Origin of the sequence: Mycobacterium sp. 3-98 (genome assembly GCF_035918355.1) — a bacterium.
Lineage (GTDB): Bacteria > Actinomycetota > Actinomycetes > Mycobacteriales > Mycobacteriaceae > Mycobacterium > Mycobacterium intracellulare.
Map to the genome: position 1 here is coordinate 2,092,471 of NZ_CP142360.1, position 15,614 is coordinate 2,108,084.

A 15,614-nucleotide genomic window follows, 5' to 3' on the forward strand; every position below is an offset into this window, starting at 1 on the left:
AATGAGGTGTGCCATGAGGATTCGCTTGTCAGCCCTGAACAAAGCGTTCGCCGCGGCGCTGGTCGTCGCCACGATGATGGTCGGCGTGGCCAGCGGACCACGCGCGCAGGCCGCCGACGACCGATTGCAGTTCACCGCGACGACCCTGAGCGGTGCACCCTTCAGTGGCGCCAGTTTGCAGGGCAAGCCGGCGGTGCTGTGGTTCTGGACGCCGTGGTGCCCGTACTGCAACGCAGAGGCCCCCGGCGTCAGCCAGGTCGCGGCCGCCAACCCCGGCGTCGCTTTCGTCGGCATCGCGGCGCACGCGGACGTGGGTGCGATGCAGGGCTTCGTCTCCAAGTACAACCTGAATTTCACCAACCTCAACGACACCGACGGCGCCATCTGGGCCCGCTACAACGTCCCCTGGCAGCCCGCCTACGTGTTCTACCGTGCGGACGGCAGCTCGACCTTCGTCAACAACCCGACCTCGGCGATGTCACAGCAGGAGCTCTCCGACCGGGTCTCCGCGCTGAGGTCCTGACCAAATGGACCAGGGTCTGGTCGGCCTGGCCTTCGCCGCCGGATTGGTGGCCGCGCTGAATCCGTGTGGGTTTGCCATGCTGCCCACCTACCTGTTGCTGGTGGTGCGCGGCCGGCGACCCGGCGAACGCTCCGGCGTGGCCGCCACCGGGCGGGCGCTGGCGGCCACCGTCGGGATGGCGCTGGGCTTCTTGACGGTGTTCGGCGTGTTCGGCGCGCTGACCGTGTCGGCGGCCACGACCGTGCAGCGCTACCTGCCGTACGCCACCGCGCTGGTCGGCGTGGTGTTGATCGTGCTCGGTGCCTGGCTGCTGTCGGGTCGGGAACTGTCGGCCCTGGCCTCGCGGCCGCTGGGGCCGAGGTGGGCCCCCACGGTGCGGCTGGGCTCCATGTACGGCTACGGCATCAGCTACGCGGTCGCCTCGCTGTCGTGCACCATCGGGCCGTTTCTGGCCGTCACCGCAGCCGGCCTGCGCGGGGGATCGATCGTCACCGGCGTGGCGATCTACCTCTCCTACAGCGCGGGGCTGACCCTGGTCGTCGGTGTGCTCGCCGTCGCCGCCGCGACGGCGAGCACCGCGATGGTGGACCGGCTGCGCCGAATCCTGCCGTTCGTCAACCGGATCGGTGGCGCGCTGCTGGTGCTGGTCGGGCTGTACGTGGCCTACTACGGCAGCTACGAGGTGCGCCTGTTCGGCGCAAACGCCAACCCGCGGGACGCGGTGATCACCGCGGTCGGTCGTCTGCAGGGTGCGACTGCCGGCTGGGTGCACCAGCACGGAATATGGCCGTGGCTGGTGGCCATGCTCGCGTTGGCGGTCGTCGTGATCGGCGGCGCCTGGCATCGCCGGGTGAAACGCCAGGGCAAACGGGGAGCGGCTACCTGATCCAGCCGCGCCGGCGGCCCCACAGGTCGCGGATCAGGACGACGAGGACCAGGGCCGCGAAGCCGATCAGGAACCAGTCCTCGATGTGGCCGACGTGGTTGCCGCGCAGCATTGCCAGCAACAGCCCGAAGATGCACAGGCCGACGATGTGCCAGGTCCGGTGATTGATCCGGCTCCAACCCCACGCCGCCGACGGCACCTCGACGGAGTCGACGCCGGTGAAGTGTTCGACCTCGGTACTGGCCACGGCGAATCCCTTTCGGATCGGATCGGCTTGCTGAACCCAGATTCTGGCATAACGCCGCGCCGAGGGCGCGGCCGCATCGTGGCCCCCGTCCGGGCCGGGCGGCACAATGAATGGGTGACCAACCCGACGACCGACGGGCAAACCCCGGGCCGCGTGCGCGTGCTGGTGCTGGGCAGCACCGGCTCCATCGGCACCCAGGCGCTGGACGTCATCGCGGCCAATCCGGACCGCTTCGAAGTGGTCGGCCTGGCCGCGGGTGGGGCGAACCTGGACACGCTGTTGCACCAGCGCGCCGCCACCGGTGTGACCAACATCGCGGTCGCCGACGAAGCGGCGGCGCGGCGGGCCGGCGACATCCCCTTTGCCGGGCCCGAGGCCGTGACCCGGCTGGTCCAGGAGACCGAGGCCGACGTCGTCCTCAACGCGCTGGTGGGGGCGCTGGGCCTGCGGCCCACCCTGGCCGCGCTGGAGTCGGGCGCCCGGCTGGCGCTGGCCAACAAGGAATCGCTGATCGCCGGCGGTCCGCTGGTGCTCAAGGCCGCCAAGCCCGGCCAGATTGTGCCGGTCGACTCCGAACATTCCGCGCTGGCCCAGTGCCTGCGCGGCGGGACCCCCGACGAAGTCGCCAAGCTGGTGCTGACCGCGTCCGGCGGCCCGTTCCGCGGCTGGACCGCCGCCCAGCTCGAGGACGTCACCCCCGAGCAGGCCGGCGCCCACCCGACGTGGTCGATGGGCCCGATGAACACGCTGAACTCGGCCTCGCTGGTCAACAAGGGGCTCGAGCTCATCGAGACCCACCTGCTGTTCGGCCTTCCCTATGACCGCATCGAGGTGGTCGTGCACCCCCAGTCGATTGTTCATTCGATGGTCACCTTCGTCGACGGCTCGACCCTCGCCCAGGCCAGCCCGCCGGACATGAGGCTGCCGATCGCGCTGGCCCTGGGCTGGCCGCGCCGGGTGCCCGGCGCGGCCGCCTCCTGCGACTTCAGCACGGCGTCTAGCTGGGAATTCGAGCCCCTGGACAACGACGTCTTTCCCGCCGTCGAGTTGGCCCGGTACGCCGGGCAGACCGGCGGCTGCATGACGGCGGTCTACAACGCCGCCAACGAGGAGGCGGCGCAGGCGTTCCTGGCGGGCCGCATCGGGTTCGGTGCCATCGTCAAAACCATTGCCGACGTGCTGCACGCCGCCGACCAATGGGCCGTCTCACCCGCTAACGTGGATGAGGTACTCGACGCGCAGCGCTGGGCACGGGAGCGGGCGCAGCGTGTCGTCGCACAGGCGCAGCCCGCCAACTTATCGGTCAAAGCCTCCGGAGCGGTGTGAGAAAGGTCCTCGCAGCCTAATGATGTTCGTCATCGGCATTGTGCTGTTCGCACTGGCCATCCTGATCTCGGTGGCCCTGCACGAGTGCGGCCACATGTGGGTTGCGCGCGCCACCGGCATGAAGGTGCGGCGCTACTTCGTCGGCTTCGGCCCCACGCTGTGGTCGACCCGCCGCGGCGAGACCGAGTACGGCCTCAAGGCCGTGCCGCTGGGCGGATTCTGCGACATCGCCGGCATGACCTCGGTGGAGGAGCTGGCGCCCGACGAGACCGACCGCGCCATGTTCAAGCAGGCGGTCTGGAAGCGCGTCGCGGTGCTGTTCGCCGGGCCCGCCGCGAACTTCGTCATCTGCCTGGTGCTGCTCTACGGCATCGCGCTGGTCTGGGGCCTGCCCGACCTGCACCCGCCCACCAAGGCGGTGGTCGGTGAAACCGCTTGTGTGGCACCGGAAGTGGCGCCCGGCAAGATCGCGGACTGCACCGGGCCCGGGCCGGCGGCACTCGCCGGAATCCGTCCCGGCGACGTCATCGTCAAGGTGGGCGACACCCCGGTGTCGACCTTCGAGGAGATGGCCGCGGCCATCCGCAAGGTGCACGGCAACACCCCGATCGTCGCCGAGCGGGACGGCACCGCCATCACCACCTACGTCAACGTCACGCCCACGCAGCGCTACCTGACCACCGGGCCCGACGGGCAGGGCGCTCAACCGCAAGCCTCGACGGTCGGCGCCATCGGCGTCGGCGCCGTCCGGACCGGCCCGACGCACTACGGGGTGCTCTCGGCGATCCCGGGCAGTCTGGCGTTCGCCGGGGACCTGACCGTCGAGGTGGGCAAGGCGCTCGTCACAATTCCCACCAAGGTCGGTGCGCTGGTGCACGCCATCGGCGGCGGCCAGCGCGACCCGCAGACGCCGATGAGCGTGGTCGGAGCCAGCATCATCGGCGGCGACACCGTCGACCACGGACTGTGGGTGGCGTTCTGGTTCTTCCTGGCCCAGCTGAACCTCATCCTGGGCGCGATCAACCTGGTGCCGCTGCTGCCCTTCGACGGCGGGCACATCGGGATCGCGATGTTCGAAAAGGTCCGCAACCTGATCCGCTCGGCCCGGGGCATGGTCGCGGCCGCGCCGGTGAACTACCTCAAACTCATGCCGGCGACGTACGTCGTGCTGGTGTTCGTGGTCGGCTACATGCTGCTGACCGTGACCGCCGATCTGGTCAACCCGATCAGGCTGTTTCAGTAGGAGAACTCATGTCCGTTGGCCTGGGCATGCCGGACGCCCCGGCGCCCACGCTCGCACCCCGGCGCAAAACGCGCCAATTGATGGTGCGCGACGTCGGGGTCGGCAGCGACCACCCGATCTCGGTGCAGTCGATGTGCACCACCAAGACCCACGACGTCAACACCACGCTGCAGCAGATCGCCGAGCTGACCGCGGCCGGCTGCGACATCGTCCGCGTGGCCTGCCCGCGTCAGGAGGACGCCGACGCGCTGGCCGAGATCGCCCGGCACAGCCAGATCCCGGTGATCGCCGACATCCACTTCCAGCCGAAGTACATCTTCGCCGCGATCGACGCGGGATGCGCCGCGGTGCGAGTGAACCCGGGCAACATCAAGGAATTCGACGGCCGCGTCGGCGAGGTCGCCAAGGCCGCCGGCGCCGCCGGCATCCCCATCCGCATCGGGGTCAACGCGGGCTCGCTGGACAAGCGGTTCCTGCAGAAGTACGGCAAGGCCACCCCCGAGGCGCTGGTCGAGTCCGCGCTCTGGGAGGCCTCGCTGTTCGAGGAACACGGCTTCGGCGACATCAAGATCAGCGTCAAGCACAACGACCCGGTGGTGATGGTCGCCGCGTACGAGCAACTGGCCGAGCGGTGCGACTATCCGCTGCACCTCGGCGTCACCGAGGCCGGCCCCGCGTTCCAGGGCACCATCAAGTCCGCGGTCGCGTTCGGCGCGCTGCTGTCGCGCGGGATCGGCGACACCATCCGGGTGTCGCTGTCGGCGCCGCCGGTCGAAGAGGTCAAGGTCGGCATCCAGATCCTCGAGTCGCTGAACCTGCGCCCGCGCGGGCTCGAGATCGTGTCCTGCCCGTCGTGCGGCCGCGCGCAGGTCGACGTCTACACCCTGGCCAACGCCGTCTCGGCGGGCCTCGACGGCCTCGACGTCCCGCTGCGCGTCGCCGTGATGGGCTGCGTGGTCAACGGTCCGGGCGAGGCCCGCGAGGCCGACCTCGGCGTCGCATCGGGAAATGGCAAGGGGCAGATCTTCGTTCGCGGCGAGGTGATCAAGACCGTGCCCGAGGCGCAGATCGTCGAGACCTTGATCGAAGAGGCGATGCGGCTCGCCGCCGAGATGGGCGGCGATCACGGACCGGACACAACATCGAGCGGTTCGCCGGTTGTGACCGTAAGCTGATAAACGCCAGCGCCCTGGCCCTGAGATCGCACCACAGAGAGTTCGCCACATGTCGGCTCCGCCCCTTTTCCGCCTGGTCGGCGAGCGTCGGGTGTCCGTGGTGCGCGATGCGGCCGCGGTCTGGCGGGTTCTCGAGGACGATCCCGTCGCCTCGTGCATGGTCGCGGCCCGGGTAGCCGACCACGGCATCGACCCCAATTCCATCGGCGGGGAACTGTGGACGCTGCGCGGCGCCGAGCAATCGCTGTGCTTCGCCGGCGCCAACCTGATCCCGCTGCGCGGCGCCCCGGCCGACCTGAGCGCGTTCGCCGACGAGGCCATGCGCGGGACGCGGCGCTGCTCGTCGCTGGTCGGCAGGGCCGACCTGGTGATGCCGATGTGGGAGCGGCTCGAGGGGGCGTGGGGGCCGGCCCGCGACGTGCGCGACCGCCAGCCGCTGCTGGCGTTGTCCACCCACCCGAGCTGCGACATCGACACCGCGGTGCGCCAGGTCCGGCCCGAGGAGCTGGACGCCTACCTGGTGGCGGCCGTCGACATGTTCATCGGCGAGGTGGGCGTCGACCCGCGGATCGGGGATGGCGGTCGCGGCTACCGGCGGCGGGTGGCCAGCCTCATCTCGGCCGGTCGCGCCTGGGCACGGTTCGAGCACGGCCAGGTCGTCTTCAAGGCCGAGGTGGGCTCGCAGTCGCCGGGGGTCGGCCAGATCCAGGGGGTGTGGGTGCACCCGGAGTGGCGCGGCCTGGGCCTGGGCACCGCCGGCACCGCCACGGTCGCCGCGGTGATCGTCGGCAGCGGGCGGACGGCCAGCCTCTACGTCAACGACTTCAACGCGGTGGCGCGCGCGGCCTACGCCCGCGTCGGCTTCGCCGAGATCGGCACCTTCGCGACGGTGCTGCTCGACTAGTTGTGCTCCCCGGCAGCGGCCGCCGCCCGGCTGGGCGGGCGCCGGCCGGCGAACGCCCGACTGCCCGGGCGCTCGGCATCGGGGCGAGCTGCCACGACCACGCATAACGGTTCGGTCTCGGTGTGGCGGCGCCGCAGTTCACCCCGCAGCTCATAACATCAGCACCGATGGTAACTAGAACAACAGCGGCCTCATCCGTTTCAGGCCTGCTGCTCGTCGCGGTCATCGCGCTGTCCGGGTGCACGCCCCGGCCCGACGGCCCGGGCCCGGCCGCGGAGAAGTTCTTCCGCGCCCTCGCCGTCGGCGACACCGCGACGGCCGCCCAGCTCAGCGACAGCCCCAACGAGGCGCGCGAAGCGCTCAACGCCGCCTGGTCCGGCCTGCAGGCGACCCACCTCGACGCGCAGGTCCTCAACGCCAAGTACGCCGAGGACACCGGCACGGTCGGCTATCGCTTCGCCTGGCACCTGCCCAAGAACCGCGTCTGGAGCTACGACGGCCAGCTGAGGATGGCGCGCGACGAGGGCCGCTGGCGGGTGCGCTGGACCACCACGGCTCTGCACGCCAAACTGGGCGAGCACCAGACGTTCGCGCTGCGCGCGGATCGGCCGCGCCGCGCCTCGGTGAACGAACTCGGCGGCAGCGACGTGCTGGTGCCCGGCTACGTGTACCACTACACGCTGGACGCCACCCAGGCCGGACCCGCGCTGTTCGGCACGGCGCACGCGGTGGTCGACGTACTGCACCCGTTCAACGACACGCTCAACGACCCGCAGCTGCTCGCCGAGCAGGCCAGCTCGACACCCCACCCGGTCGACCTCGGCGTCACGCTGCACCCCGACGACAACGACAAGGTGTTCCCGGCGATCGGCCGGCTGCCCGGCATCGTGGTCACGCCCCAGCCCGAAATGCTGCCCACCGACCCGCATTTCGCGCCCGCGGTCGTCGCCGCGGTGAAGAAGGCCGTGGTGGACCAGCTGGACGGCGAGGCCGGCTGGCGGGTGGTGAGCGTCAACCAGAACGGCGTCGAGGTCGAGGTGCTGCACGAGGTCGAGGGATCACCGGCCCCCTCGGTGTCGCTCACGATGGACCGCGCGGTGCAGAACGCCGCCCAGCATGCGGTGGACACCCGCGGCGGCAAGGCGATGATCGTGGTGATCAAGCCCTCGACCGGGGAGATCCTCGCGATCGCCCAGAACGCGGGCGCCGACGCCGACGGCCTGCCGGCCACCACCGGGCTGTTCCCGCCCGGGTCGACGTTCAAGATGGTCACCGCCGGCGCGGCGGTCGAACGCGACATGGCCACGCCCAACACCATGCTGGGCTGCCCGGGCCGCCTCGACATCGGGCACCGCACCGTCCCCAACTACGGGGGCTTCGACCTCGGGGTGGTGCCGATGTCGCGGGCGTTCGCCAGTTCGTGCAACACCACCTTCGCCGAGCTCAGCAGCAAGATGCCCCCGCGCGGCCTGACCCAGGCGGCCTCCCGCTACGGGCTCGGGCTGGATTACCAGATCGACGGCATCACCACGGTGACCGGCTCGGTGCCGCCGACGGTCGACCTCGCCGAGCGCACCGAGGACGGCTTCGGCCAGGGCAAGGTGCTGGCCAGTCCGTTCGGCATGGCCCTGGTGGCGGCGACGGTCGCGGCCGGCAAGACGCCGGTGCCGCAACTGATCGCGGGCCGCCAGACGGCCGTGCAGGGCGACGCCACGCCGATCAGCCCGAAGATGATCGACGCGCTGCGGCCCATGATGCGGCTGGTGGTGACCAACGGGACCGCCAAGGAGATCGCCGGCTGCGGCGAGGTGTACGGGAAGACCGGTGAGGCCGAGTTCCCGGGCGGGTCGCATTCCTGGTTCGCCGGCTACCGCGGCGATCTGGCGTTCGCGGCGCTGATCGTCGGGGGTGGCAGCTCGGAGTACGCCGTCCGGATGACCAAGGTGATGCTCGAGTCGCTGCCGCCGGACTTTCTGGCCTAGCAGTCCTACGGGCCCGGTCCGCTTGGGCCGCGGCGGCGGTAAATTGCGAGCATGACCGATACCGGCGGCGACATGGTGGCGTTGCGCGTCTCCGACGCCGACCGCAACGGCACGATGCGGCGACTGCACAACGCGGTCGCGCTCGGGCTGATCGACATCGACGAGTTCGAGCAGCGCTCCTCGCAGGTGTCCTATGCGCGCACGCGCGGGGAGCTGGACCATCTGGTCGGCGACCTGCCGGGACCGGGCGCCATCGTCACCTCGGCGGCCGACCGGGTGGAACTGCGCGGCTGGGCGGGTTCGCTGAAGCGGCACGGCGAATGGACGGTGCCCACCCGCCTGGCGCTGGTGCGCCGGCTGGGCTCGGTGGATCTCGACCTCACCAAGGCCCGGTTCGCCGGGCCGGTGGTGGTCGTCGAACTGGACATGCGGTTCGGCTCCGTGGAGATTCGATTGCCCGACGGCGCCAGCGCGTCGATCGACGACGTCGAGGTCTACGTGGGCAGCGCCAGCGATCGCCGCAAAGACCCGCCTGGTGAGGGCAGGCCGCACGTCGTGCTGACCGGGCGGGTGGTGTGCGGTTCGGTGATCATCCGGGGCCCGCGCCGCTCGCTGCTGCGCCGCCAGCGAGTCTGATCGCCGGGGGGACCCCGGTTAAGCTGGTCGCATGCCCGCTCGCACCGCGCTTTCCCCCGGAGAGTTGTCCCCGACTCTGCCGGTGCCCGGCAGCGTCCCGCGCCCAGAGTATGCCTGGAAGCCGACGGTCCAGGAGGGCAGCGAGCCGTGGGTGCAGACGCCCGAGGTGATCGAGAAGATGCGGGTCGCCGGCCAGATCGCGGCGCGCGCACTGGTGGAGGCGGGCAAGGCGGTCGCGCCCGGGGTCACCACCGACGAACTCGACCGGATCGCCCACGAATACATGGTCGACCACGGCGCCTATCCCTCGACGCTGGGCTACAAGGGCTTCCCGAAGTCGTGCTGTACGTCGCTCAACGAGGTCATCTGCCACGGCATCCCCGACTCGACGGTGATCGAGGACGGTGACATCGTCAACATCGACGTCACCGCCTACATCGACGGCGTGCACGGCGACACCAATGCCACCTTCCTGGCCGGCGACGTCGCCGAAGAACACCGGCTGCTGGTGGAGCGGACCCGGGAGGCGACGATGCGCGCCATCAACGCCGTCAAGCCAGGGCGTGCCCTGTCGGTCGTCGGCCGCGTCATCGAGTCGTACGCAAACCGGTTCGGCTACAACGTCGTTCGCGACTTCACCGGGCACGGCATCGGCACCACGTTCCACAACGGGCTGGTCGTCCTGCACTACGACCAGCCCTCGGTTTCGACCGTCATGCAGCCGGGCATGACGTTCACCATCGAACCGATGATCAACCTCGGCGGCCTGGACTACGAGATCTGGGACGACGGCTGGACGGTGGTCACCAAGGACCGCAAGTGGACCGCGCAGTTCGAGCACACCCTGCTGGTCACCGACACCGGCGTCGAAATCCTCACGCTGCCATGAGGGCCCCACTGCTCGCCGCGCACGGGTGAGCGGGGCGCTGCTGGTCGCCGGCACCAGCTCCGACGCCGGCAAATCGGTGGTCGTGGCCGCCCTGTGCCGGTTGCTGGCCCGCCGCGGAACCCGGGTTGCCCCGTTCAAGGCGCAGAACATGTCCAACAACTCCGTGGTCACCGTCGAAGGCGGCGAAATCGGTCGCGCCCAGGCGATTCAGGCCCGCGCGGCCGGCCTGGAGCCCAGCGTGCGGTTCAATCCGGTGCTGCTCAAGCCGGGCAGCGACCGCACCTCGCAGCTCGTGATCAAGGGCCGGGTCACCGACTCCGTCAGCGCGAAAAGCTATGTCCAACACCGCGATCGGCTCGCCTCCGTCGTACTCGACGAATTAGCATGCCTGCGAGACGAATTCGACGCGGTCATCTGCGAGGGCGCCGGATCACCCGCGGAAATCAACCTGCGCGCCACCGATTTGGCCAACATGGGGCTGGCCCGGGCCGCCGGCCTGCCGGTGGTCCTGGTCGGCGACATCGACCGCGGCGGCCTGCTCGCGCACCTGTTCGGCACCGTCGCGGTGCTCGAGCCCGACGACCAGGCGCTGATCTCCGGTTTCATCGTCAACAAGTTCCGGGGCGATCCCGCGCTGCTCGAGCCGGGATTGCGCCAACTGCAGGCCATGACGGGGCGGCCCACCTACGGGGTGCTGCCGTACGCCGAGGAGCTGTGGCTCGATGCCGAGGACTCGCTGTCAGTGGTCGCGCACCGCGTCATCGGCACGCCCGCCCCGCCGCGCGGCGACGAGTGGCTGCGGGTGGCCGCGGTCCGGCTGCCCCGGATCTCCAACTCCACCGACGTCGAGGCGTTGGCCTGCGAACCGGGCGTGGTGGTGCGCTGGGTCGCCGACCCCGCCGGCGCGGCCGACGCCGACCTGATCGTCGTCCCGGGCAGCAAGGCCACCGTCGCCGACCTGTCCTGGTTGCGCGAGCGCGGCCTGGCCGAGGCGATCGTGTCGCACGCGCGGGCCGGCAAACCGGTGTTGGGGATCTGCGGGGGATTTCAGATGCTGTGCCGTCGTATCGATGACGCGGTGGAGTCCGGGGCCGGCGAGGTGCCGGGGCTGGGATTGCTCGACGCCGACATCGCCTTCGATCCGGCCAAGACCCTGCGCCGCTGGCGGTGTGGGATCGACGCTCCCTTGGGCGGATACGAGATCCATCACGGGCGGATCGCGCGCTGCGCCGAGCAAACCTGGTTCGACGCCGGCACCGATCCGCAACCGCAAGGTGTGGTGCGCGGCGCGATCTTTGGGACGCATTGGCACGGCGTGCTCGACAACGACGACTTCCGGCGCGCCTGGCTCACCCGGGTCGCCGACGCCGCGGGCCGGGGCGGCTTCGTGGTCGACGACGACACCAACGTCGCCGCGCGGCGCGACGCCCAGCTCGATCTCGCCGCCGATCTGCTGGCCGCCCATCTCGACGTCGACGCCGTCCTCGGGCTGCTGCACGGCCCGCCGCCGGCGCGTCCGCATCTGGCAAGTCTGTTGCGCCCGTAAGGTATTCGCCGAAGTCGCGATGTGAACGCCGCCGTTGACGACGCGGCCGGCGGGCCGTCATCGAGTGCCGGTGGAAACTGTGTCCCTGTATCACATGCCGCAGAATCATCGCGCGCGCATGCCGTTTGGCTGTAGCGTGCTTGGGTGTCCTCGATGATGACCACCCTGGAGGGGTTCCCGGTCCCGGTCGTTGTGGCCGGACCGGAGACGGGCGTCGTCGTCGTCATATTGGGCGACGAGGAACGCGCCCCCGCCGCGTATGACGCGGTCTGCGAACGCCTGCACACCGCATCGCTGCGGACGGTCGTGATCGGCTTCGACCCGCGGCTGACCCCCAAGTCGGTGATCGGCATTCTCGACGCGCTGGGAATCGGTTGGGCCGTCGTCATGGGCGACCGCGCCGGTGGCGACCTCGCGTGGGAACTGACGGCGACCCGGCTGGGCCGGTTCGTCGGGCTGGTGGTGATCGACCGCGGGCATCCGCGCGCCGGCGATCGCGACGGCGCCATCCGCGACGGGCACTGCCCACCGGTGGAGATCGGCACCACCGTGTTGGTCAGCTCGCCGGCCGCCCGGTCGGTGGCCCAGGCCAGCCAGCAGTACGTCTACGCCGACTACCGGGTGGTGCATCTGGGACGGCGCACCGTGCAGGAGTCGACGGCGCAACTGGCCGCCGAGATCATTTTGCGCACCAGCACCTGGTAGCGCCTGGTTGACTAACGGTCATGGCCTCCGACGATGACGCCGTGACCGACCCGATGCTCTCGCTGAGTGCCCTGCGGCAGCTGGTGGCCGCCGGCGCGGTGGACACGGTCATCGTGGCGTTCGCCGACATGCAGGGACGCCTGGTCGGCAAGCGGGTGGCCGCGCAACTGTTCGTCGACGAGGTGGCCACCCGGGGCGCCGAGTGCTGCGACTATCTGCTGGCGGTCGATGTCGACATGAACACCGTCGATGGCTACGCGATGTCGAGCTGGGACACCGGATACGGCGACACCGTGCTGACGCCCGATCTGTCCACCCTGCGGCGCATTCCCTGGCTGCCCGGCACGGCCCTGGTAATCGCCGATGTGGGCTGGGCCGACGGCAGCCCGGTCGCCGTGTCACCGCGGGCCATCCTGCGCCGCCAGCTCGACCGGCTGGCCCGGCGCGGGTGGAGCGCCGACGCCGCGACCGAGCTGGAATTCATGGTCTTCGACGAGACCTATCGCCAGGCGTGGGCCGGCGGATACCGCGGCCTGACCCCGGCCAGCGACTACAACATCGACTACGCGATCGCGGCGTCGTCGCGCATGGAGCCGCTGCTGCGCGACATCCGCAACGGAATGACCGGCGCGGGCCTGCAATTCGAGGCCGTCAAAGGCGAATGCAACAGGGGACAGCAGGAGATCGGTTTCCGTTACGCCGAGGCGCTGGTCACCTGCGACAACCACGTCATCTACAAGAACGGGGCCAAGGAGATCGCCGATCAGCACGGCAAGAGCCTGACGTTCATGGCGAAATACGATGAGCGAGAAGGCAACAGCTGCCACATACACCTCTCGCTGCGCGACCCGCAGGGCGGCGCGGTGTTCGCCGACCCCGCCCGTCCGCACGGCATGTCGTCGACGTTCTGCAGCTTTGTGGCCGGGCTGCTGGCGACCCTGCGCGAATTCACCGTGTTCTATGCGCCGAACATCAACTCCTACAAGCGATTCGCCGACGGCAGCTTCGCGCCCACCGCGGTGGCCTGGGGGCTGGACAACCGCACCTGCGCGCTGCGGGTGGTCGGCCACGGGCCCAACACCCGGGTCGAGTGCCGGGTGCCCGGCGGCGACGTCAACCCGTATCTGGCGGTGGCGGCGATCGTCGCCGGCGGGCTGTACGGTGTCGAACGGGGCCTCGAGCCACCGGAGCCCTACGCGGGGAACGCCTATCACGCCCCCGGCGTCGAGCGGCTGCCCGCCACCCTGGCCGAGGCGGCCTCGGCCTTCGAGCGCTCGACGCTCGCGCGCGAGGTGTTCGGCGACGACGTGGTCGCCCACTACCTGAACAACGCCCGCGTGGAACTGGCGGCGTTCAACGCCGCGGTCACCGACTGGGAAAGGACGCGTGGTTTTGAACGGCTCTGAGCTGGATGGTGGCGACCCGCTGCGCCCGGCTGCGCCGCGCTTGCGATCGCCACGCAAGTCCGCGCGCCCGGTCGTGGGCCTGACCACGTACCTCGAGCGGGTGCAGACCGGGATCTGGGACATCCCCGCCGGATACCTGCCGACCGACTACTTCGAGGGCGTCATCCAGGCCGGCGGGATCGCCGTCCTGCTGCCCCCGCAACCGGCGGACGCCGAGGTCGTCGGCGCGGTGCTCGACGGCGTGCACGCGCTGGTGATCACCGGCGGTTACGACCTCGACCCCGCCAGCTACGGCCAGCAACCGCATCCCACGACCGACGAACCCCGCACCGACCGCGACGCCTGGGAGTTCGCGCTGTTGCGCGCCGCGCTGCACCGGGGGCTGCCGGTGCTCGGGATCTGCCGCGGCGCACAGGTGCTCAACGTCGCGCTCGGCGGCACGCTGCACCAGCACCTGCCCGACGTGCTCGGGCACTGCGGGCACCGCGCCGGCGACGGGGTGTTCACCCGGGTGCCGGTGCGCACCGTCGCCGGCACCCGGGCGGCCGCGCTGGTGGGGGAGACCGTCGACGCGCCGTGCTATCACCACCAGGCCATCGACCGGGTCGGGGACGGGCTGGTGGTCAGCGCGACCGATCCCGACGGCGTCGTCGAGGCGCTGGAGCTTCCCGGGGACCGGTTTGTGCTTGGCGTGCAATGGCATCCGGAGCAGTCCCTGGAGGATCTGCGGTTGTTCGCCGCGATCGTGGACGCGGCCCGGGCGTATGCGGGGCGCTGACGTGGTTGCGACGCAACTGATCAACCCGGCGACCGAGGAGGTGCTGCGCTCGGTCGAGCACGCCGACGCGGCGGCCGTCGACGACGCGGTGGGCCGCGCGCGGGCGGCGCAGCGGCGGTGGGCGCGGCTATCCCCGGCCGAACGAGCCTCCGGCCTACGGGCTTTTGCCGCCGCCGTCGACGCCCATCTCGACGAGCTCGCGGCCCTCGAGGTCGCGAACTCGGGTCATCCCATCGGGTCGGCCGAGTGGGAGGCCGGCCACGTCCGCGACGTGCTGACCTACTACTCGGTAAGCCCGGAACGGTTGTCCGGCAAGCAAATTCCGGTGTCCGGCGGGCTGGACGTCACGTTCAACGAACCGCTGGGCGTGGTCGGTGTGATCGCCCCGTGGAACTTCCCGATGCCCATCGCCTGCTGGGGGTTCGCGCCGGCGCTGGCGGCGGGTAACGCCGTGCTGGTCAAGCCCGCCGAGGCGACGCCGCTGACCACGATCCGCCTCGGTGAGCTGGCGGCCGACGCCGGCCTGGACCCAGACCTGCTCCAGGTGCTGCCGGGACCGGGCCCGGTGGTGGGGGAGCGGTTCGTCACGCACCCCGACATCGCCAAGATCGTGTTCACCGGCTCCACCGAGGTCGGCAAAAGGGTGCTGGCCGTGGCGGCGGCCCGCGTCAAGCGGGTGACCCTGGAGCTGGGCGGCAAGAGCGCCAACATCGTGTTCGCCGACTGCGATCTGGAGCGGGCGGCCGCGACCGCGCCGGCCGGGGTGTTCGACAACGCCGGGCAGGATTGCTGCGCCCGCAGCCGGATCCTGGTGCAGCGCAGCGTCTACGACCGCTTCATGGAGCTGCTCGAACCCGCCGTCAAAGGTGTCGTCGTCGGGGACCCCGCGTCCCGGGGCACCGAAATGGGCCCGCTGGTGTCGGCCGCGCACCGCGCCAGGGTGGCGTCCTACGTGCCCGACGGCGCCCCCGTCGCGTTTCGCGGCACCGCGCCGAGCGGGCGCGGATTCTGGTTCCCGCCAACGGTTCTCACCCCGCAGCGCACCGACCGCACCGTCACCGAAGAGATCTTCGGCCCGGTGGTCACGGTGTTGGCCTTCGACGACGAGCAGGACGCCGTCACGCTGGCCAACGACACCGCCTACGGCCTGTCCGGATCGATCTGGACGAACGACCTGTCCCGCGCCCTGCGGGTGTCCCGCGCGGTGGAAGCCGGGAACCTGTCGGTGAATTCGCACTCGTCGGTGCGGTACAACACCCCGTTCGGCGGTTTCAAGCAGTCGGGCCTGGGCCGCGAGCTGGGTCCGGACGCGCCGCTGGGATTCACCGAGACCAAGAACGTTTTCATCGCGATCGGAGAGGATTAGGC

The 15,614-nt window shown here is 70.6% G+C and carries 15 protein-coding genes; 14 read left to right on the plus strand and 1 reads right to left on the minus strand.

All coding sequences use genetic code 11. From position 1 onward, the window contains the following. Positions 1–13 precede the first annotated feature (13 nt). Both QGN30_RS10300 and QGN30_RS10305 read left to right on the plus strand, forming a co-directional pair. Positions 14–523, plus strand: coding sequence for a protein disulfide oxidoreductase (locus QGN30_RS10300; protein ID WP_038536976.1), 510 nt, complete (start codon positions 14–16; stop codon positions 521–523). A gap of 4 nt (positions 524–527) precedes the next feature. Beyond that, the gene (locus QGN30_RS10305) at positions 528–1,409 is read left to right on the plus strand and encodes a cytochrome c biogenesis CcdA family protein (protein WP_038536973.1); all 882 of its coding nucleotides are present in this window, start codon (positions 528–530) and stop codon (positions 1,407–1,409) included. Here QGN30_RS10305 and QGN30_RS10310 read toward each other — a convergent pair. Then, entirely contained in the window at positions 1,402–1,656 is a 255-nt protein-coding gene (locus QGN30_RS10310; RefSeq protein ID WP_036390065.1) for a DUF2631 domain-containing protein, read from the minus strand. The two genes, QGN30_RS10305 and QGN30_RS10310, sit on opposite strands and share 8 nt — an antisense overlap. A 114-nt stretch (positions 1,657–1,770) precedes the next feature. Between QGN30_RS10310 and dxr the strand changes: the two genes are divergently transcribed. From dxr to QGN30_RS10370, 12 genes are all read left to right on the plus strand, one after another. Continuing rightward, on the plus strand, positions 1,771–2,982 hold the full coding sequence (gene dxr / locus QGN30_RS10315; RefSeq protein ID WP_038536969.1) for a 1-deoxy-D-xylulose-5-phosphate reductoisomerase: 1,212 nt from the start codon (positions 1,771–1,773) through the stop codon (positions 2,980–2,982). 19 nt (positions 2,983–3,001) lie between these two features. After that, positions 3,002–4,225 carry a M50 family metallopeptidase gene (locus QGN30_RS10320; protein WP_008258786.1) on the plus strand — a complete coding sequence of 408 codons (1,224 nt, stop codon included), beginning with the start codon at positions 3,002–3,004 and terminating at the stop codon, positions 4,223–4,225. 8 nt (positions 4,226–4,233) lie between these two features. Continuing rightward, positions 4,234–5,400 carry a flavodoxin-dependent (E)-4-hydroxy-3-methylbut-2-enyl-diphosphate synthase gene (gene ispG / locus QGN30_RS10325; protein ID WP_014385441.1) on the plus strand — a complete coding sequence of 389 codons (1,167 nt, stop codon included), beginning with the start codon at positions 4,234–4,236 and terminating at the stop codon, positions 5,398–5,400. A 49-nt stretch (positions 5,401–5,449) separates the two neighbouring features. After that, positions 5,450–6,304: a GNAT family N-acetyltransferase gene (locus QGN30_RS10330; protein WP_009952679.1), complete on the plus strand. Its 855-nt coding sequence runs from the start codon at positions 5,450–5,452 to the stop codon at positions 6,302–6,304. Between the two features lie 167 nt (positions 6,305–6,471). Further along, positions 6,472–8,286, plus strand: a complete 1,815-nt coding sequence (locus QGN30_RS10335; protein ID WP_008258774.1) for a penicillin-binding transpeptidase domain-containing protein — start codon at positions 6,472–6,474, stop codon at positions 8,284–8,286. A gap of 51 nt (positions 8,287–8,337) precedes the next feature. Next, positions 8,338–8,922: a DUF1707 SHOCT-like domain-containing protein gene (locus tag QGN30_RS10340; protein WP_038536966.1), complete on the plus strand. Its 585-nt coding sequence runs from the start codon at positions 8,338–8,340 to the stop codon at positions 8,920–8,922. 31 nt (positions 8,923–8,953) lie between these two features. Continuing rightward, entirely contained in the window at positions 8,954–9,811 is an 858-nt protein-coding gene (gene map, locus QGN30_RS10345) for a type I methionyl aminopeptidase (protein WP_014712069.1), read from the plus strand. A gap of 25 nt (positions 9,812–9,836) precedes the next feature. Beyond that, the gene (locus QGN30_RS10350; protein WP_014382950.1) at positions 9,837–11,357 is read left to right on the plus strand and encodes a cobyric acid synthase; all 1,521 of its coding nucleotides are present in this window, start codon (positions 9,837–9,839) and stop codon (positions 11,355–11,357) included. Between the two features lie 153 nt (positions 11,358–11,510). Next, a complete protein-coding gene (locus QGN30_RS10355; RefSeq protein WP_008258770.1) occupies positions 11,511–12,062 on the plus strand; it encodes an alpha/beta hydrolase in 552 nt (183 codons plus the stop codon). Between the two features lie 20 nt (positions 12,063–12,082). After that, positions 12,083–13,468 (plus strand): glutamine synthetase family protein, encoded by a 1,386-nt coding sequence (locus tag QGN30_RS10360; protein WP_014942626.1) that lies wholly within the window; start codon positions 12,083–12,085, stop codon positions 13,466–13,468. Continuing rightward, positions 13,449–14,246, plus strand: coding sequence for a gamma-glutamyl-gamma-aminobutyrate hydrolase family protein (locus QGN30_RS10365; protein ID WP_225346131.1), 798 nt, complete (start codon positions 13,449–13,451; stop codon positions 14,244–14,246). The genes QGN30_RS10360 and QGN30_RS10365 overlap by 20 nt, the downstream gene beginning before the upstream one ends. A gap of 1 nt (position 14,247) precedes the next feature. Beyond that, entirely contained in the window at positions 14,248–15,612 is a 1,365-nt protein-coding gene (locus QGN30_RS10370; RefSeq protein ID WP_248923163.1) for an aldehyde dehydrogenase family protein, read from the plus strand. Positions 15,613–15,614 lie beyond the last annotated feature (2 nt).